This window comes from Luteimonas sp. A611, assembly GCF_054072715.1.
This window is the reverse complement of sequence record NZ_JBSVRP010000001.1, coordinates 575595-595136: the sequence shown is the minus strand read 5'-3', so window position 1 is coordinate 595136 and position 19542 is coordinate 575595. Positions and strand designations below refer to the sequence as shown.

7 protein-coding genes, 4 tRNA genes, 6 rRNA genes and 1 pseudogene are annotated in these 19542 nt (G+C 60.6%); 5 read left to right on the top strand and 13 right to left on the bottom strand.

All coding sequences use genetic code 11. From position 1 onward, the window contains the following. Positions 1–62: 62 nt before the first annotated feature. The 11 genes from ACW5EG_RS02605 to ACW5EG_RS02555 all read right to left on the bottom strand — a co-directional run bounded on the left by ACW5EG_RS02605 (position 63) and on the right by ACW5EG_RS02555 (position 13383). Positions 63–2177 carry a prolyl oligopeptidase family serine peptidase gene (locus tag ACW5EG_RS02605; protein WP_457017186.1) on the bottom strand — a complete coding sequence of 705 codons (2115 nt, stop codon included), beginning with the start codon at positions 2175–2177 and terminating at the stop codon, positions 63–65. Between the two features lie 155 nt (positions 2178–2332). Beyond that, positions 2333–2445, bottom strand: a 5S ribosomal RNA gene (gene rrf, locus ACW5EG_RS02600). 145 nt (positions 2446–2590) lie between these two features. Further along, a 23S ribosomal RNA gene (locus tag ACW5EG_RS02595) occupies positions 2591–5458 on the bottom strand. Positions 5459–5700: 242 nt separating this feature from the next. After that, positions 5701–5776: transfer RNA gene (locus ACW5EG_RS02590), tRNA-Ala, on the bottom strand. Between the two features lie 50 nt (positions 5777–5826). Beyond that, positions 5827–5903: transfer RNA gene (locus tag ACW5EG_RS02585), tRNA-Ile, on the bottom strand. A gap of 75 nt (positions 5904–5978) precedes the next feature. Further along, positions 5979–7523: ribosomal RNA gene (locus tag ACW5EG_RS02580) — 16S ribosomal RNA — on the bottom strand. Between the two features lie 669 nt (positions 7524–8192). Next, positions 8193–8305, bottom strand: a 5S ribosomal RNA gene (gene rrf, locus ACW5EG_RS02575). A 145-nt stretch (positions 8306–8450) separates the two neighbouring features. Beyond that, positions 8451–11318: ribosomal RNA gene (locus tag ACW5EG_RS02570) — 23S ribosomal RNA — on the bottom strand. A 242-nt stretch (positions 11319–11560) separates the two neighbouring features. Then, positions 11561–11636 (bottom strand) — tRNA-Ala (locus tag ACW5EG_RS02565). Positions 11637–11686: 50 nt separating this feature from the next. Continuing rightward, positions 11687–11763: transfer RNA gene (locus tag ACW5EG_RS02560), tRNA-Ile, on the bottom strand. 75 nt (positions 11764–11838) lie between these two features. Then, positions 11839–13383 (bottom strand): 16S ribosomal RNA (locus tag ACW5EG_RS02555). The 16S, 23S and 5S rRNA genes sit together here with 4 tRNA genes alongside, the layout of an rRNA operon. A gap of 558 nt (positions 13384–13941) precedes the next feature. Between ACW5EG_RS02555 and ACW5EG_RS02550 the strand changes: the two genes are divergently transcribed. Beyond that, on the top strand, positions 13942–14391 hold the full coding sequence (locus ACW5EG_RS02550) for a DUF192 domain-containing protein (protein ID WP_457017185.1): 450 nt from the start codon (positions 13942–13944) through the stop codon (positions 14389–14391). Positions 14392–14445: 54 nt separating this feature from the next. Then, positions 14446–15291: a SirB1 family protein gene (locus ACW5EG_RS02545; protein ID WP_457017183.1), complete on the top strand. Its 846-nt coding sequence runs from the start codon at positions 14446–14448 to the stop codon at positions 15289–15291. A 76-nt stretch (positions 15292–15367) separates the two neighbouring features. On the opposite strand, the pseudogene ACW5EG_RS02540 reads toward ACW5EG_RS02545, so the two are convergent. Next, positions 15368–15582 (bottom strand): annotated as a pseudogene (locus ACW5EG_RS02540) (rubredoxin). Here ACW5EG_RS02540 and thiE point away from each other — a divergent pair. From thiE to ACW5EG_RS02525, 3 genes are read left to right on the top strand one after another with little or no spacing between them, the layout of a single operon-like run. Further along, complete coding sequence (gene thiE, locus ACW5EG_RS02535) at positions 15581–16315, top strand: thiamine phosphate synthase (RefSeq protein ID WP_457017181.1); 735 nt, start codon at positions 15581–15583, stop codon at positions 16313–16315. The pseudogene ACW5EG_RS02540 and the gene thiE overlap by 2 nt on opposite strands. Before the next feature lie 5 nt (positions 16316–16320). Further along, on the top strand, positions 16321–17616 hold the full coding sequence (hemL, locus tag ACW5EG_RS02530) for a glutamate-1-semialdehyde 2,1-aminomutase (protein WP_457018380.1): 1296 nt from the start codon (positions 16321–16323) through the stop codon (positions 17614–17616). Then, a complete protein-coding gene (locus ACW5EG_RS02525; protein WP_457017179.1) occupies positions 17613–18227 on the top strand; it encodes an HAD-IA family hydrolase in 615 nt (204 codons plus the stop codon). Before hemL ends, ACW5EG_RS02525 begins: the two co-directional genes overlap by 4 nt. 47 nt (positions 18228–18274) lie before the next feature. Here ACW5EG_RS02525 and ACW5EG_RS02520 read toward each other — a convergent pair whose 3' ends face one another. Beyond that, complete coding sequence (locus tag ACW5EG_RS02520) at positions 18275–19498, bottom strand: acetylornithine transaminase (RefSeq protein ID WP_457017177.1); 1224 nt, start codon at positions 19496–19498, stop codon at positions 18275–18277. Between the last annotated feature and the right edge of the window lie 44 nt (positions 19499–19542).

Below are 19542 nucleotides of genomic sequence, written 5' to 3'. Positions count from 1 at the left end.
GGAGGATCCGCAGGGATACCGGAAGGCTGCGCCACCCCTGGTGCAGGGCGGCGCGGGTCATGTCATCGACGGCCGAGCTGCTGCCAGAGGAAGCTCAGGTACAGCGCGTCCATGTGCGCGGCCTGGCGGTTGTCCGCGGCGCCACCGTGGCCACCCTCGATGTTCTCGTAGTAGCGCACGTCCTTGCCGGCTGCCTGCATCTTCGCGAACATCTTGCGGGCGTGGCCAGGATGCACGCGGTCGTCGCGGGTCGAGGTCAGCAGGATCGTGGCGGGATAGTCCTTCGCCGGATCGAACAGATGGTAAGGCGAGAAGGTGCGGATGTATTCCCACTCTTCGGCGATGTCGGGATTGCCGTACTCGGCCATCCACGATGCGCCGGCCAGCAGCTTGTTGTAGCGCTGCATGTCCAGCAGCGGCACCTGGATCACGACCGCGCCGAACAGCTCCGGGTACTGCGTGAGCATGTTGCCGGTCAGCAGGCCGCCGTTGCTGCCACCACGGATTCCCAGGTGCTGCGGCGAGGTGATCTTGCGCGTGATCAGATCCTGTGCCACCGCCGCGAAATCCTCATACGCCTTGTGGCGGTTGGCCTTGAGCGCAGACTGGTGCCAGCGCGGGCCGTACTCGCCGCCGCCGCGGATGTTGGCGACCGCGTACACGCCACCCTTCTCCAGCCAACCCTTGCCGACGCCACCGGAATAGCCCGGGGTCAGCGAGATCTCGAACCCGCCATAGCCGTAGAGCAGGGTCGGGTTGCCGCCGTCATGGACCAGGTTCTTCTGGCGGACCAGGAAGTACGGCACGCGGGTTCCATCCTTCGACGTCGCGAAGTGCTGCTCGACGACGTGCTTCGACGCGTCGAAGAAGGTCGGCATGGTCTTGAGGACTTCAGGCTTCGCCGCACCCGCGCCCGCGTCGCCCAGCATCAGGGTGGTCGGGGTCAGGTAGTCGGTCACCGTGAGCCACAGCGCGTCGGATTCATCGCTGTCGACGGCGCTGGCGCCGATCGTGCCGAACTCCGGGACGCCTTCAAGCGGGCGGCGCGACCACCCGTCCTCGCCCGGAGTCAGGACCATCAGCCGGTTCTTGACGTCCTCCAGCACGTTGATCACCAGATGGTTCTGTGTCCATGACGTTCCGGCCAGCGACGTGGTCTCGCTCGGCTCGAACAGCACGGCGAATTCGCGCTTGCCCGCCATGAAGTCGTCGAACTTCGCCGCCAGCAGCGAGCCAGCCGGATAGGTCCGGCCGCCGGCTTCCCAGGCCTCGCGCAGCTCGAGCGTCAGCCATTCCCTGTGTACGCTTTTGTTGGCCGAATTGGGCGCATCGACCCTTGCCAGCGTGCCGTCCGGCCGCCGCAGGTACATCTCGTCGTTGTAGAAGGCGAGCGTGCGGCTGACGAAGTCGCGCTCGAAGCCGGGCGTGTGGTCGTGGCCGGCCGCGATGTACATGTCGTCGGGGCTGCCCTCGTAGACCAGGCTGGCTGATTCCAGGGGCGTCCCGCGCTTCCATTGCTTGACGATGCGTGGATAACCCGACTCCGTCATCGAGCCGGTGCCGAAATCGGTATACACGTACACAGTGTCGCGGTCGATCCAGCTGAGCGCGCCCTTGGCTTCTTCACGGTAGAAGCCGCCTTCCACCCAGCTCTTGCCGGCAAGATCGAACTCGCGGGTAACGTCGGCATCCGCGCCACCGCGCGAAAGCGCGACCAAGCAGCGGCTGTAGTCGGGGCGCAGGCAGTCCGCACCGTGCCAGACCCAGTTCTCGCCCTCGGTCTTGTTCAGCGCGTCGAGATCGATCAGCACTTCCCACTCCGGCCTGGGCTTCCGATACTCCTCGAGCGTGGTCCGGCGCCAGAGGCCGCGCGGGTTCTGCTTGTCGCGCCAGAAGTTGTAGTACCACTCACCCTGCTTGTAGACGCCGGGAATCTTGTCATCCGAGTCGTAGATGGCCAGCAGGTCCGCTTCCAGCTGCCTGAACTCGGGCGTCGCGGCAAGCTCGGCCTCGGCATTGGCGTTCTGCGCCTTGACCCATTCCAGCGCCTTGGGATCCTCGACGCCTTCCAGCCACTGGTACGGATCGGACACCGCTGCCTCCTCGTTGGTCTCGTTGGCATGCGCCGGCGCCGCGGCCAGTCCCATCGCGAGCGCAATCGCCGCGGATATCGACATGAATTTCGCCACGACCACCTCCATCTGCAAAGTGGCCGCACGCTATCACACGCGCCTCGGCCCCTGCAGTGCCGAAAGTCGAGCGGAGTTTCCAGGGCCAGGCGACGCCCAAAGAAAAACCCCCAACCTTTCGGCTGGGGGTTTTGGATAAAAAACCCTGGCGATGACCTACTCTCGCATGCGGATGCACACTACCATCGGCGCATGAGCGTTTCACTTCCGAGTTCGGAATGGGATCGGGTGGTGCCACTCAGCTATTGTCACCAGGGAGACCGTGGAGGGTCGCCGGCACCGGTACGGATTGATCCGTAGACGGAGCAGCGCTCACGCTCTCGAAGGGAAGGGAAGTAGCGAACTGGTTTGGTCTGGTCTGTCGGCGACGTATCGCAGAGTCCAAGGCCACTTGAGGTTATATGGTCAAGCCACACGGATCATTAGTACTGGTTAGCTCAACGCATTACTGCGCTTACACACCCAGCCTATCAACCACCTGGTCTTGATGGTTCCTTTAGGGGACTTGTGTCCCGGGAGATCTCATCTTGAGGCGCGCTTCCCGCTTAGATGCTTTCAGCGGTTATCGCTTCCGAACATAGCTACCCGGCAGTGCCACTGGCGTGACAACCGGAACACCAGAGGTTCGTCCACTCCGGTCCTCTCGTACTAGGAGCAGCCCCTCTCAAATCTCCAACGCCCATGGCAGATAGGGACCGAACTGTCTCACGACGTTCTGAACCCAGCTCGCGTACCACTTTAAATGGCGAACAGCCATACCCTTGGGACCGACTACAGCCCCAGGATGTGATGAGCCGACATCGAGGTGCCAAACACCGCCGTCGCTATGGACGCTTGGGCGGTATCAGCCTGTTATCCCCGGAGTACCTTTTATCCGTTGAGCGATGGCCCTTCCATACAGAACCACCGGATCACTAAGTCCTACTTTCGTACCTGCTTGATCCGTCGATCTTGCAGTCAAGCACGCTTATGCCTTTGCACACAGTGCGCGATGTCCGACCGCGCTGAGCGTACCTTCGAGCTCCTCCGTTACTCTTTGGGAGGAGACCGCCCCAGTCAAACTACCCACCACACACGGTCCCCGACCCGGATTACGGGCCCAGGTTAGAACGTCAAGCACGACAGGGTGGTATTTCAAGGATGGCTCCACCCCAGCTAGCGCCAGGGTTTCACAGCCTCCCACCTATCCTACACAGACGAACTCAACGTTCAGTGTGAAGCTATAGTAAAGGTTCACGGGGTCTTTCCGTCTTGCCACGGGAACGCTGCATCTTCACAGCGATTTCAATTTCACTGAGTCTCGGGTGGAGACAGCGCCGCTGTCGTTACGCCATTCGTGCAGGTCGGAACTTACCCGACAAGGAATTTCGCTACCTTAGGACCGTTATAGTTACGGCCGCCGTTTACTGGGGCTTCGATCAAGAGCTTCGCCTTGCGGCTGACCCCATCAATTAACCTTCCAGCACCGGGCAGGCGTCACACCCTATACGTCCACTTTCGTGTTTGCAGAGTGCTGTGTTTTTGATAAACAGTCGCAGCGGCCTGGTCACTTCGGCCTCCCCCAGCTATTCACCAGAAGAGGCGCACCTTCTCCCGAAGTTACGGTGCTATTTTGCCTAGTTCCTTCACCCGAGTTCTCTCAAGCGCCTGAGAATTCTCATCCTACCCACCTGTGTCGGTTTACGGTACGGTCTGCGTAAGCTGAAGCTTAGGAGCTTTTCCTGGAAGCGTGATATCGGCAGCCTAGTCCTAATGGACCGGTCCTTAGTCTCAACGTTGCGCCCCCGGATTTGCCTAAGGGCACCGCCTCAACTCTTTCACCAGGACAACCAACGCCTGGCCTGCCTAACCTTCTCCGTCCCTCCATCGCACTTACGCGAGGTGCTGGAATATTAACCAGCTTCCCATCGACTACGCATTTCTGCCTCGCCTTAGGGGCCGACTCACCCTGCGTTGATTAACATTGCGCAAGGAAACCTTGGGCTTTCGGCGTGCGGGTTTTTCACCCACATTATCGTTACTCATGTCAGCATTCGCACTTCCGATACCTCCAGCAGACTTCTCAATCCACCTTCGCAGGCTTACGGAACGCTCCTCTACCGCACATCACAAAGTGATGCACCCCAAGCTTCGGTTTACTGCTTAGCCCCGTTAAATCTTCCGCGCAGACCGACTCGACCAGTGAGCTATTACGCTTTCTTTAAAGGATGGCTGCTTCTAAGCCAACCTCCTGGCTGTCTGTGCCTTTCCACATCGTTTCCCACTTAGCAGTAAATTGGGGACCTTAGCTGTGGGTCTGGGTTGTTTCCCTTTTCACGACGGACGTTAGCACCCGCCGTGTGTCTCCCATGCATTCCGTCTCGGTATTCGGAGTTTGCAATGGTTTGGTAAGTCGCGATGACCCCCTAGCCATGACAGTGCTCTACCCCCGAGAGGATTCACATGAGGCGCTACCTAAATAGCTTTCGAGGAGAACCAGCTATCTCCGGGTTCGATTAGCTTTTCACTCCTAATCACAGCTCATCCCCGTCTTTTGCAACAGACGTGGGTTCGGGCCTCCAGTTGATGTTACTCAACCTTCACCCTGGCCATGACTAGATCACCCGGTTTCGGGTCTATTGCCTGCGACTATGCGCCCTATTCAGACTCGGTTTCCCTTCGCCTCCCCTATACGGTTAAGCTTGCCACAGACAATAAGTCGCTGACCCATTATACAAAAGGTACGCAGTCACTCCTTGCGGAGCTCCTACTGCTTGTACGCACACGGTTTCAGGATCTATTTCACTCCCTTCACCAGGGTTCTTTTCGCCTTTCCCTCACGGTACTGGTTCACTATCGGTCGGTCAGGAGTATTTAGCCTTGGAGGATGGTCCCCCCATGTTCAGACAGGGTTTCTCGTGCCCCGCCCTACTCAATTTCATCTGCGTGGCCCTTTCGCATACAGGGCTGTCACCTTCTATGGCCGGTCTTTCCAGGACCGTTTTGCTAAAACCACACAGACTTTTGGGCTAGTCCCCGTTCGCTCGTCACTACTAAGGGAATCTCGGTTGATTTCTTTTCCTACGGTTACTTAGATATTTCAGTTCACCGCGTTCGCCTTGCATGGCTATGTATTCACCATGCAATACTCCTTGCGGAGTGGGTTTCCCCATTCGGACATTGCCGGATCAAAGCTTGTTGCCAGCTCCCCGACACTTTTCGCAGGCTGCCACGTCCTTCATCGCCTCTGACCGCCAAGGCATCCACCGTGTGCGCTTATTCGCTTGACCATATAACCCCAAGTCGCCTCGGAGTTAGCATGTGCCCGTGGTTACAAGCCACGGACGCGAAGTGTATGCAACGACTCAAATATTAGGGATCTCGAAGATCCCCGCCTTAGCCTCTTACGACACGTCTGGACAGAACTGTCTCAAACGCTCGCTACTTCCCTTGTTTTCAAAGAACACGCACCGGCTTCAACGCCGGTCCGCTTCTAAACTTTGTGTGTGCGCGCAGCAATCCGTTTCGAACCTGGTGGAGCCTGTCGGGATCGAACCGACGACCCCCTGCTTGCAAAGCAGGTGCTCTCCCAGCTGAGCTAAGGCCCCGAAAATAGCAATCTGGGCCTGGACTTCACCAACTGGGCCAAGGCCTTGGATGGTGGGTCTGGGAGGACTCGAACCACCGGCCTCACCCTTATCAGGGGTGCGCTCTAACCACCTGAGCTACAGACCCAGTCTGTTCTGTGCGGATTGTGCAGGTTACTTGTGCGGACGCCTGGACAGGCAATCATCCTGTCTTTATGTCTCAAAAGGAGGTGATCCAGCCGCACCTTCCGATACGGCTACCTTGTTACGACTTCACCCCAGTCATCGGCCACACCGTGGTAAGCGTCCTCCTTGCGGTTAGACTACCTACTTCTGGTGCAACAAACTCCCATGGTGTGACGGGCGGTGTGTACAAGGCCCGGGAACGTATTCACCGCAGCAATGCTGATCTGCGATTACTAGCGATTCCGACTTCACGGAGTCGAGTTGCAGACTCCGATCCGGACTGAGAGAAGGTTTCTGGGATTGGCTTGCCCTCGCGGGTTTGCAGCCCTCTGTCCTTCCCATTGTAGTACGTGTGTAGCCCTGGCCGTAAGGGCCATGATGACTTGACGTCATCCCCACCTTCCTCCGGTTTGTCACCGGCGGTCTCCTTAGAGTTCCCACCATTACGTGCTGGCAACTAAGGACAAGGGTTGCGCTCGTTGCGGGACTTAACCCAACATCTCACGACACGAGCTGACGACAGCCATGCAGCACCTGTGTTCGCGTTCCCGAAGGCACTCCTCTATCTCTAAAGGATTCGCGACATGTCAAGGCCAGGTAAGGTTCTTCGCGTTGCATCGAATTAAACCACATACTCCACCGCTTGTGCGGGCCCCCGTCAATTCCTTTGAGTTTCAGTCTTGCGACCGTACTCCCCAGGCGGCGAACTTAACGCGTTAGCTTCGATACTGAGTGCCAAATTGCACCCAACATCCAGTTCGCATCGTTTAGGGCGTGGACTACCAGGGTATCTAATCCTGTTTGCTCCCCACGCTTTCGTGCCTCAGTGTCAGTACTGGTCCAGGTAGTCGCCTTCGCCACGGATGTTCCTCCTGATCTCTACGCATTTCACTGCTACACCAGGAATTCCACTACCCTCTACCGTACTCTAGCCCGCCAGTTTCCAATGCAATTCCCAGGTTGAGCCCAGGGCTTTCACATCAGACTTAACGAACCACCTACGCACGCTTTACGCCCAGTAATTCCGAGTAACGCTTGCACCCTTCGTATTACCGCGGCTGCTGGCACGAAGTTAGCCGGTGCTTATTCTTTGGGTACCGTCATTCTCTCCGGGTATTGACCGGAAAGTTTTCTTTCCCAACAAAAGGGCTTTACAACCCGAAGGCCTTCTTCACCCACGCGGCATGGCTGGATCAGGCTTGCGCCCATTGTCCAATATTCCCCACTGCTGCCTCCCGTAGGAGTCTGGACCGTGTCTCAGTTCCAGTGTGGCTGATCATCCTCTCAGACCAGCTACCGATCGTCGCCTTGGTGGGCCATTACCCCGCCAACTAGCTAATCGGACATCGGCTCATCTATCCGCGCGAGGTCTTGCGATCCCCCGCTTTCTCCCGTAGGACGTATGCGGTATTAGCGTAAGTTTCCCTACGTTATCCCCCACGTATAGGCAGATTCCGATGTATTCCTCACCCGTCCGCCACTCGCCACCCAGAGAGCAAGCTCTCCTGTGCTGCCGTTCGACTTGCATGTGTTAGGCCTGCCGCCAGCGTTCACTCTGAGCCAGGATCAAACTCTTCACTTAAATTTTTCGGACCCGAAAGTCCTAATTGCTTGAGTGCAGTCGTCCTCACCTGAGCTCCAATTACTCGCTTGCATTTGCATGCATTTGAATCTTTGTTGCTCTTGTTTGGAACGTCTGCAAGATGGACAGTCATCCACCCGCCAGACGCCCGCACAAGTCACCTGCGCACACTGTCAAAGATCATGGAACCGGGCCTCAACGCCTCGATTCCGTCCTGCGGATGTTTCGCCGCAGGTAGCCGCACATCTTGCCACGGCCTTCTTGTCCTGTCAACACCCCGTGAGGGGTATCAACCCTCCCTTCCAGTCCGGCCCGAAGGCGTTTCGTCGAAGGGAGCCGCACATGATAGCGCGGAATTCTTGTACGTCAACACTTCGTGAAGAAATCTTGATGCCTGCTGAGCTGTCACGACGCCTGCTCAGCGGCCGAGCATGATAGTGCCGTTTGTCCGGCTTGTCACCCCCTTGTGGAGAAGCGTGCCGGCCCTCGAAAGGCCGAGCTCAGCGGTGCGCAAGCCTCGCCACTGGCGTAGCCCCGCGGCGCCCCTTGACCACGACGAGCTGGCCAGGCAGGCCTGGAGCCAGGCTGCCTCATCACACTTTCATCGCGACCCAGGCGACGCCCAAAGAAAAACCCCCAACCTTTCGGCTGGGGGTTTTGGGTAAAAAACCCTGGCGATGACCTACTCTCGCATGCGGATGCACACTACCATCGGCGCATGAGCGTTTCACTTCCGAGTTCGGAATGGGATCGGGTGGTGCCACTCAGCTATTGTCACCAGGGAGACCGTGGAGGGTCGCCGGCACCGGTACGGATTGATCCGTAGACGGAGCAGCGCTCACGCTCTCGAAGGGAAGGGAAGTAGCGAACTGGTTTGGTCTGGTCTGTCGGCGACGTATCGCAGAGTCCAAGGCCACTTGAGGTTATATGGTCAAGCCACACGGATCATTAGTACTGGTTAGCTCAACGCATTACTGCGCTTACACACCCAGCCTATCAACCACCTGGTCTTGATGGTTCCTTTAGGGGACTTGTGTCCCGGGAGATCTCATCTTGAGGCGCGCTTCCCGCTTAGATGCTTTCAGCGGTTATCGCTTCCGAACATAGCTACCCGGCAGTGCCACTGGCGTGACAACCGGAACACCAGAGGTTCGTCCACTCCGGTCCTCTCGTACTAGGAGCAGCCCCTCTCAAATCTCCAACGCCCATGGCAGATAGGGACCGAACTGTCTCACGACGTTCTGAACCCAGCTCGCGTACCACTTTAAATGGCGAACAGCCATACCCTTGGGACCGACTACAGCCCCAGGATGTGATGAGCCGACATCGAGGTGCCAAACACCGCCGTCGCTATGGACGCTTGGGCGGTATCAGCCTGTTATCCCCGGAGTACCTTTTATCCGTTGAGCGATGGCCCTTCCATACAGAACCACCGGATCACTAAGTCCTACTTTCGTACCTGCTTGATCCGTCGATCTTGCAGTCAAGCACGCTTATGCCTTTGCACACAGTGCGCGATGTCCGACCGCGCTGAGCGTACCTTCGAGCTCCTCCGTTACTCTTTGGGAGGAGACCGCCCCAGTCAAACTACCCACCACACACGGTCCCCGACCCGGATTACGGGCCCAGGTTAGAACGTCAAGCACGACAGGGTGGTATTTCAAGGATGGCTCCACCCCAGCTAGCGCCAGGGTTTCACAGCCTCCCACCTATCCTACACAGACGAACTCAACGTTCAGTGTGAAGCTATAGTAAAGGTTCACGGGGTCTTTCCGTCTTGCCACGGGAACGCTGCATCTTCACAGCGATTTCAATTTCACTGAGTCTCGGGTGGAGACAGCGCCGCTGTCGTTACGCCATTCGTGCAGGTCGGAACTTACCCGACAAGGAATTTCGCTACCTTAGGACCGTTATAGTTACGGCCGCCGTTTACTGGGGCTTCGATCAAGAGCTTCGCCTTGCGGCTGACCCCATCAATTAACCTTCCAGCACCGGGCAGGCGTCACACCCTATACGTCCACTTTCGTGTTTGCAGAGTGCTGTGTTTTTGATAAACAGTCGCAGCGGCCTGGTCACTTCGGCCTCCCCCAGCTATTCACCAGAAGAGGCGCACCTTCTCCCGAAGTTACGGTGCTATTTTGCCTAGTTCCTTCACCCGAGTTCTCTCAAGCGCCTGAGAATTCTCATCCTACCCACCTGTGTCGGTTTACGGTACGGTCTGCGTAAGCTGAAGCTTAGGAGCTTTTCCTGGAAGCGTGATATCGGCAGCCTAGTCCTAATGGACCGGTCCTTAGTCTCAACGTTGCGCCCCCGGATTTGCCTAAGGGCACCGCCTCAACTCTTTCACCAGGACAACCAACGCCTGGCCTGCCTAACCTTCTCCGTCCCTCCATCGCACTTACGCGAGGTGCTGGAATATTAACCAGCTTCCCATCGACTACGCATTTCTGCCTCGCCTTAGGGGCCGACTCACCCTGCGTTGATTAACATTGCGCAAGGAAACCTTGGGCTTTCGGCGTGCGGGTTTTTCACCCACATTATCGTTACTCATGTCAGCATTCGCACTTCCGATACCTCCAGCAGACTTCTCAATCCACCTTCGCAGGCTTACGGAACGCTCCTCTACCGCACATCACAAAGTGATGCACCCCAAGCTTCGGTTTACTGCTTAGCCCCGTTAAATCTTCCGCGCAGACCGACTCGACCAGTGAGCTATTACGCTTTCTTTAAAGGATGGCTGCTTCTAAGCCAACCTCCTGGCTGTCTGTGCCTTTCCACATCGTTTCCCACTTAGCAGTAAATTGGGGACCTTAGCTGTGGGTCTGGGTTGTTTCCCTTTTCACGACGGACGTTAGCACCCGCCGTGTGTCTCCCATGCATTCCGTCTCGGTATTCGGAGTTTGCAATGGTTTGGTAAGTCGCGATGACCCCCTAGCCATGACAGTGCTCTACCCCCGAGAGGATTCACATGAGGCGCTACCTAAATAGCTTTCGAGGAGAACCAGCTATCTCCGGGTTCGATTAGCTTTTCACTCCTAATCACAGCTCATCCCCGTCTTTTGCAACAGACGTGGGTTCGGGCCTCCAGTTGATGTTACTCAACCTTCACCCTGGCCATGACTAGATCACCCGGTTTCGGGTCTATTGCCTGCGACTATGCGCCCTATTCAGACTCGGTTTCCCTTCGCCTCCCCTATACGGTTAAGCTTGCCACAGACAATAAGTCGCTGACCCATTATACAAAAGGTACGCAGTCACTCCTTGCGGAGCTCCTACTGCTTGTACGCACACGGTTTCAGGATCTATTTCACTCCCTTCACCAGGGTTCTTTTCGCCTTTCCCTCACGGTACTGGTTCACTATCGGTCGGTCAGGAGTATTTAGCCTTGGAGGATGGTCCCCCCATGTTCAGACAGGGTTTCTCGTGCCCCGCCCTACTCAATTTCATCTGCGTGGCCCTTTCGCATACAGGGCTGTCACCTTCTATGGCCGGTCTTTCCAGGACCGTTTTGCTAAAACCACACAGACTTTTGGGCTAGTCCCCGTTCGCTCGTCACTACTAAGGGAATCTCGGTTGATTTCTTTTCCTACGGTTACTTAGATATTTCAGTTCACCGCGTTCGCCTTGCATGGCTATGTATTCACCATGCAATACTCCTTGCGGAGTGGGTTTCCCCATTCGGACATTGCCGGATCAAAGCTTGTTGCCAGCTCCCCGACACTTTTCGCAGGCTGCCACGTCCTTCATCGCCTCTGACCGCCAAGGCATCCACCGTGTGCGCTTATTCGCTTGACCATATAACCCCAAGTCGCCTCGGAGTTAGCATGTGCCCGTGGTTACAAGCCACGGACGCGAAGTGTATGCAACGACTCAAATATTAGGGATCTCGAAGATCCCCGCCTTAGCCTCTTACGACACGTCTGGACAGAACTGTCTCAAACGCTCGCTACTTCCCTTGTTTTCAAAGAACACGCACCGGCTTCAACGCCGGTCCGCTTCTAAACTTTGTGTGTGCGCGCAGCAATCCGTTTCGAACCTGGTGGAGCCTGTCGGGATCGAACCGACGACCCCCTGCTTGCAAAGCAGGTGCTCTCCCAGCTGAGCTAAGGCCCCGAAAATAGCAATCTGGGCCTGGACTTCACCAACTGGGCCAAGGCCTTGGATGGTGGGTCTGGGAGGACTCGAACCACCGGCCTCACCCTTATCAGGGGTGCGCTCTAACCACCTGAGCTACAGACCCAGTCTGTTCTGTGCGGATTGTGCAGGTTACTTGTGCGGACGCCTGGACAGGCAATCATCCTGTCTTTATGTCTCAAAAGGAGGTGATCCAGCCGCACCTTCCGATACGGCTACCTTGTTACGACTTCACCCCAGTCATCGGCCACACCGTGGTAAGCGTCCTCCTTGCGGTTAGACTACCTACTTCTGGTGCAACAAACTCCCATGGTGTGACGGGCGGTGTGTACAAGGCCCGGGAACGTATTCACCGCAGCAATGCTGATCTGCGATTACTAGCGATTCCGACTTCACGGAGTCGAGTTGCAGACTCCGATCCGGACTGAGAGAAGGTTTCTGGGATTGGCTTGCCCTCGCGGGTTTGCAGCCCTCTGTCCTTCCCATTGTAGTACGTGTGTAGCCCTGGCCGTAAGGGCCATGATGACTTGACGTCATCCCCACCTTCCTCCGGTTTGTCACCGGCGGTCTCCTTAGAGTTCCCACCATTACGTGCTGGCAACTAAGGACAAGGGTTGCGCTCGTTGCGGGACTTAACCCAACATCTCACGACACGAGCTGACGACAGCCATGCAGCACCTGTGTTCGCGTTCCCGAAGGCACTCCTCTATCTCTAAAGGATTCGCGACATGTCAAGGCCAGGTAAGGTTCTTCGCGTTGCATCGAATTAAACCACATACTCCACCGCTTGTGCGGGCCCCCGTCAATTCCTTTGAGTTTCAGTCTTGCGACCGTACTCCCCAGGCGGCGAACTTAACGCGTTAGCTTCGATACTGAGTGCCAAATTGCACCCAACATCCAGTTCGCATCGTTTAGGGCGTGGACTACCAGGGTATCTAATCCTGTTTGCTCCCCACGCTTTCGTGCCTCAGTGTCAGTACTGGTCCAGGTAGTCGCCTTCGCCACGGATGTTCCTCCTGATCTCTACGCATTTCACTGCTACACCAGGAATTCCACTACCCTCTACCGTACTCTAGCCCGCCAGTTTCCAATGCAATTCCCAGGTTGAGCCCAGGGCTTTCACATCAGACTTAACGAACCACCTACGCACGCTTTACGCCCAGTAATTCCGAGTAACGCTTGCACCCTTCGTATTACCGCGGCTGCTGGCACGAAGTTAGCCGGTGCTTATTCTTTGGGTACCGTCATTCTCTCCGGGTATTGACCGGAAAGTTTTCTTTCCCAACAAAAGGGCTTTACAACCCGAAGGCCTTCTTCACCCACGCGGCATGGCTGGATCAGGCTTGCGCCCATTGTCCAATATTCCCCACTGCTGCCTCCCGTAGGAGTCTGGACCGTGTCTCAGTTCCAGTGTGGCTGATCATCCTCTCAGACCAGCTACCGATCGTCGCCTTGGTGGGCCATTACCCCGCCAACTAGCTAATCGGACATCGGCTCATCTATCCGCGCGAGGTCTTGCGATCCCCCGCTTTCTCCCGTAGGACGTATGCGGTATTAGCGTAAGTTTCCCTACGTTATCCCCCACGTATAGGCAGATTCCGATGTATTCCTCACCCGTCCGCCACTCGCCACCCAGAGAGCAAGCTCTCCTGTGCTGCCGTTCGACTTGCATGTGTTAGGCCTGCCGCCAGCGTTCACTCTGAGCCAGGATCAAACTCTTCACTTAAATTTTTCGGACCCGAAAGTCCTAATTGCTTGAGTGCAGTCGTCCTCACCTGAGCTCCAATTACTCGCTTGCATTTGCATGCATTTGAATCTTTGTTGCTCTTGTTTGGAACGTCTGCAAGATGGACAGTCATCCACCCGCCAGACGCCCGCACAAGTCACCTGCGCACACTGTCAAAGATCATGGAACCGGGCCTCAACGCCTCGATTCCGTCCTGCGGATGTTTCGCCGCAGGTAGCCGCACATCTTGCCACGGCCCTCTTGTCCTGTCAACACCCCGTGAGAGGTATCGACCCTCCCTTCCAGTCCGGCCCGAAGGCGTTTCGTCGAAGGGAGCCGCACATTCTAGCCCGTTCTTCCTTTCCGTCAACACCCTTTTTCAAGGATTTTTCAGGTCCAGCTGCAGCCCCGGGGTGTTGCCGTTCCCGGCCCCGGCATAAGCGGGGCGCGCATTCTGCCTGTTTGCCAAGAGCTTGCATAGCCCCTGCGACGCGGGCGCCTTGACTCCGCCCGACAGCTGCCCGATGTTGCCCGCCATCCCGCACGCGGAGCCGCAACATGCTGCCTTTCCGACACATCGCCGCGCTGGTGGCGCTTTCGCTTTCCGGCTGCGCCAGCGCGGATGCGCCCTGGGTCGAGCTGGCAGGGGCGCGCTACGCGGTGGAGGTGGCCGATGACGATGCCGAACGCGCTCGCGGCCTGATGTTCCGCGACTCTCTCGCAGATGGACACGGCATGCTGTTCATCCACGACCGCACGGAACCGCTGGCGTACTGGATGAAGAACACGCGCATCCCGCTGGATATCCTGTACTTCGACGAGTCCCTGGAGCTGGTGTCCCAGCAGCGCGACGTGCCGCCCTGCTCGGCCGGCAACGCGTGCCCTGCGTACCCGAGCGACGCACCCGCGCGCTATGTTCTGGAACTCAACGCCGGCGAGGCGGCGCGGCTGCAGCTGTCGGCTGGCACGCGCATGCGATTGCACCCCTCGCTGCAGAACACCCCTTGAACCTGCAACAGCACAGCCTTGCGCCAGCCGCCGGGGCAGAGCAGTCTTCCGGCCATGAGTCCGATCCGCAAGCTGCCTGAATGGCCCGAACTCGCTTCGCTCGACGACGAGGCGCTGCCGCTGCTGGATGTCGCGCTGCTGATCGCGCGGGACGAGTATCCGGGCCTTGATCCGCGTCGCTACGCGCTGCAGGTGCAGGGGCATGCGTCGCACCTGCGCTGCGCGGTGGAGCGCGAGTCGCACCTCGCACTGAAGATGCGCACGATCAACCGGTACCTGTTCGAAGAGGTCGGCTATGCCGGCAACCACGACGAGTACTACGACCCGCGCAACAGCTACATCAACGAGGTGTTCGAGCGGCGCCTGGGCAACCCGATTTCGCTGGCACTCGTGCAGATGGCCGTGTCGCGGGAGATCGGGCTGCCGCTGGACGGGGTTTCGTTCCCCGGCCACTTCCTGGTGCGCCTGCCGGTCGACAACGGCGTGCTGGTGATGGATCCGTTCAACCGCGGGCGCCCCCTGGACGTCGACGAACTGCGCCAGCGCGCAAGTGCGCACCTGGGTGGCGGCGTGCCCGATGACGATGCGCTTTCGCAGATCCTCAACCCCGCCTCGAACCGCGCGATCCTGGTACGCATGTTGCGCAACCTGCTCGGTGTCTACCAGAAGCACGGGGACTGGGAACGCGCGGTGCGCAGCGCGGACCGCGTGCTCAGCCTGCTGCCGGACGACGCCGAGGCGCTGCGCGACCGCGGACTGGGTTACCTGGAGCTTGGCCACCACGCTGGCGCGCGCGCGGACCTGGGGCGCTATCTGCAGCGTCAACCCGACGCCAGCGACGCAGCGCGGATCCGGCTGCGGCTGATCGAAGCGGGAATGCAACGGACCCGGCTGCACTGAGCCGCGTTGGCGGGTCCCTGGCAGGTATCGCCTTCACGGGGGATGCCGGAAAGAAAGCTGTTTGCGCCGCGCCTCCTCAGAGGACGACCATCTCGAAATCGTCCTTGGTCACGCCGCAATCCGGGCAGGTCCACGTGTCCGGAACGTCTTCCCAGCGCGTGCCGGGCGCGATTCCGTCATCGGGCAGGCCTGCCGCTTCGTCGTAGACGAAACCGCAGACCACGCACATCCAGCTGCGGTAGGACATGTCATTCATCGGATAATGGGCGCACGAAGCGTCGGAGGACTCATGCCATTGTCCCATCCATCGCGCCAGCGCGAAACCGGTACGGCGCGCGCGCGCGGTCTTTACGCGATCACGCCCGACCTGGCCGATACCGGCCTGCTGCTGTCGAAGGTGGAATGCGTGCTGCCGTGGACGCGGTGGCTGCAGTACCGCAACAAGACCGCGACGCCCGCGCTGCGACGCGCGCAGATCGAGGCCCTGCTGCCTGCGTGCCGCGCACGGGGCGTGCCACTGATCGTCAACGACGACTGGCGCCTGGCCGCGGATTGCGGCGTCGACGGCGTCCATCTTGGCGAGGATGACGGCGACCTGCGCCAGGCGCGCGCAGCGCTGGGCGACGATGCAATCGTCGGCGCCTCCTGCTATGACTCGCTGGCGCTGGCGCAGCGGGCCGTGGCGGCTGGTGCGGACTACGTGGCCTTCGGCGCGTTCTTCGCCACCGCGACGAAGGCGGCGACGCGACGCGCCGGTCCGGCGCTGCTGCAGCAGGCCGCCGGCCTGGGCGTGGCGCGGGTGGCGATCGGCGGAATCACCCCGGACAATGCGCCAGCACTGGTCGAGGCCGGCGCCGATCTGATCGCGGTGGTCAGCGGCGTGTTCGGTGCCGACGACCCTGCGGCCGCAGCGCAGGCTTATCTGGGCGCATTCCAGCCGCACGGCTCCGCCCCGCGGCACGCCGGACATTCTGTCCAGCCGACGTCCGACGCACCCATTCGCATTCCCGACTCCGAGGCATGAACACCATGAACCACGAACGCTCCCAGGCACTGTTCTCGCGCGCACGCACCTTGATGCCCGGCGGCGTCAATTCGCCGGTGCGCGCCTTCAAGTCGGTGGGCGGCGAGCCGTTCTTCGTCGCGCGTGCCGACGGTCCGTACCTGTATGACGTCGACGGCAACCGCTACGTGGACTACGTCGGATCGTGGGGGCCGATGATCGCTGGCCACAACCACCCGGCGGTGCGCGAAGCGGTGGCAAACGCGATCGGCAACGGCCTGTCCTACGGCGCGCCGTGCGCAGCCGAAGTGACGATGGCAGAGCGGATCACGCAGCTCGTACCTTCGTGCGAAATGGTGCGCATGGTGAATTCGGGCACCGAGGCGACGCTGTCGGCGATCCGGCTGGCGCGCGGCGCCACCGGCCGCATGAAGATCCTGAAGTTCGAGGGCTGTTACCACGGCCACGGCGACTCGTTCCTGGTCAAGGCCGGCAGTGGCGCACTCACCTTTGGCGTACCGAACTCCCCCGGCGTGCCGAAGGCCCTGGCCGACCTCACGCTGACCCTGCCCTACAACGATTTCGAAGCGGCCACCGCCCTGTTCGACGAAGCGGGAAGCGAGATCGCCGGCCTGATCATCGAGCCGGTGGTCGGCAACGCCAACTGCCTGCCACCGCGCGACGGCTACCTGCAGCACCTGCGCGATCTGTGCACGAAGCACGGCACCGTGCTGATCTTCGACGAGGTGATGACCGGCTTCCGCGTGGCGCTTGGCGGCGCGCAGGCACGCTACGGGGTGGCCCCCGACCTGAGCACCTTCGGCAAGATCATCGGCGGCGGCATGCCGGTGGGCGCCTATGGTGGCCGGCGCGAGCTGATGGAGCAGATCGCACCCGCCGGCCCGGTCTACCAGGCCGGCACGCTCAGCGGGAATCCGGTGGCCATGGCGGCCGGGCTGGCGATGCTTGACGTCGTGGCGCAACCGGGCTTCCACGACCGGCTGGAGGCCGCCACGCATGCGCTGTGCGACGGGCTGGAGGTCGCCGCACGCGACGCCGGCGTGCCGTTCACCACCACCCGCGTGGGTGCCATGTTCGGACTGTTCTTCACCGGCGATGCGTACGTGGATACCTATGCCCAGGCGGTGGCCTGCGATACGGCCGCGTTCAACCGCTTCTTCCACGCGATGCTCGGGCGCGGCGTGTTCCTGGCGCCTTCGGCGTTCGAGGCGGGCTTCGTGTCGAGTGCGCACGACGGGCAGGTGGTCGAAGCCACCCTTGCCGCGGCCAGGCATGCCTTCGCGGCAGTCGCCGCCGGATGAAGCCCGGGATCCGCCGGATCCTGTTCGACTTCGACCAGGTGCTTGCGCCCTACCGGCACGAAAGGCGGATCGCGGCGCTGGCGAGCTTCGCCGGCTGCCCGCACGAGCAGGTGCGCGAGGTGCTGTTCGCCTCGGGACTGGAGTCCGAGTTCGACCGTGGCGCCATCGACACCGGCACCTATCTCGAACGCCTGGGCAGCGGCATCGGCAGGCCGGTCGACGCGGAGGCGTGGATCGCCGCGCGCATGGCCGGGAGCGTGGCCGAGGTTGCGATGCTCGAGCGGGTCGCGGCGCTGGACATGTCGCTGGAACTGGCCGTGCTGACCAACAACGGCGTGCTGATGGCGCAGGCGATTCCGCGCATCCTCGGGCCGCTGGGCGCGCGTTTTGAAGGCCGCGTGCTGTGCAGCGGCGCGCTGCGGGTGCGCAAGCCCGATCCGACCGTGTTCCGCCTGGCGCTGGAGCGACTGGGCTGGCAGCGGGCGGACACGCTGTTCGTGGACGACTCGTTTGCCAACGTGCAGTCGGCGCGCAAGGTCGGGCTGCATGCGGAGACCGTGGTCGATGCGCGGTCGCTGGGACGGGTGCTCAGGCGCTACACGCTGGGCTGACCGGCATCGTGCGCGTGGCCGCAGAAGCTGCGGCCGGGGAATGCGACTCAGGCGTTCGCCAGCGCCCGTTCCAGCCGCGCCAGCCCGTCACCAACCTCGGCATCGGTGATGTTGAGCGGCGGCACCAGGCGCAGCACGTCGGGGCCGGCCTGCAGCAGCAGCAGGCCCTCGGCCGCAGCCAGGTCAAGCAGTTCGCCGGCGCGTCCGGCATACGCCGGCGCCAGCACCGCGCCCAGCATCAGGCCGCGGCCACGCACTTCGGAGAACAGCGCGCGTGCGCGGCCCATCGCCTCCAGCCCGGCCCGCAAGGCCGCCGCCTGGCGGCCGACGTTGGCCATGATCTCCGGAGAAGACAGCTTGCGCAGCGCCACGCGTGCCACCGCCGCGGCCAGTGGATTGCCGCCGAAGGTGGTGCCGTGGTCGCCGAACTGCATGGCCTCGGCCACCTTCGGCCCCGCCAGCATCGCGCCGATCGGGAAACCGCCGCCCAGGGCCTTGGCCAGGGTGACGATGTCGGGCGTGACCTGGTCCTGCCAGTGCGCGAACAGCGTGCCGGTACGGCCCATCCCGCTCTGGATTTCGTCCAGCACCACCAGCGCGCCGTGGTGGTCGCACAGTTCGCGCACCCTGCGCAGGAACCCCGGCGCCACCGGCGTCACCCCGCCCTCGCCCTGCACCGGTTCGATCAGGACGGCGGCGACATCGCCCCCGGCCATGGCGACCTCGAGGCCGGTGGCATCATTGAAGTCGACGTAGCGGAAACCGCCGGGCAGCGGCTCATAGCCGGCCTGGTACTTCGGCTGCGCGGTCGCGGTCACGGTCGCCAGCGTGCGGCCATGGAAGCTGCCGCGGAAGGTGACGATGACGCGCCTGGACGGCTCGCGGCCCTGCGCCGCGGCCCACTTGCGCACCAGCTTGATCGCCGCCTCGTTGGCCTCGGCCCCGGAGTTGCACAGGAACACGCGCTCGGCGAAACGCGAAGCGGCGGCCAGCTCCTCGGCCAGGCGCAGCGGCGGCTCGCTCAGGAAAACGTTGCTGGTGTGCCAGAGCCTGCTGCTCTGCTCGTGCAGCGCGGCCACCAGGTCGGGGTCGGCGTGACCGAGGCTGCACACGGCGATGCCGGCGGAAAAATCGATGTAGTCGCGGCCCTCGATATCCCACAGCCGCGCGCCCTGCCCGCGGTCGAGGATCATCTGGCGCTGCCGGTACACCGGCAGGTAGCGCTGCTGCCCGAGGGCGACGAGGTCGGCGGTGCTGGCGGGATCGGTCATTGCGCGTGCAGGAACGTGGGATGGAGCGCCATTGTGCCGTTTTC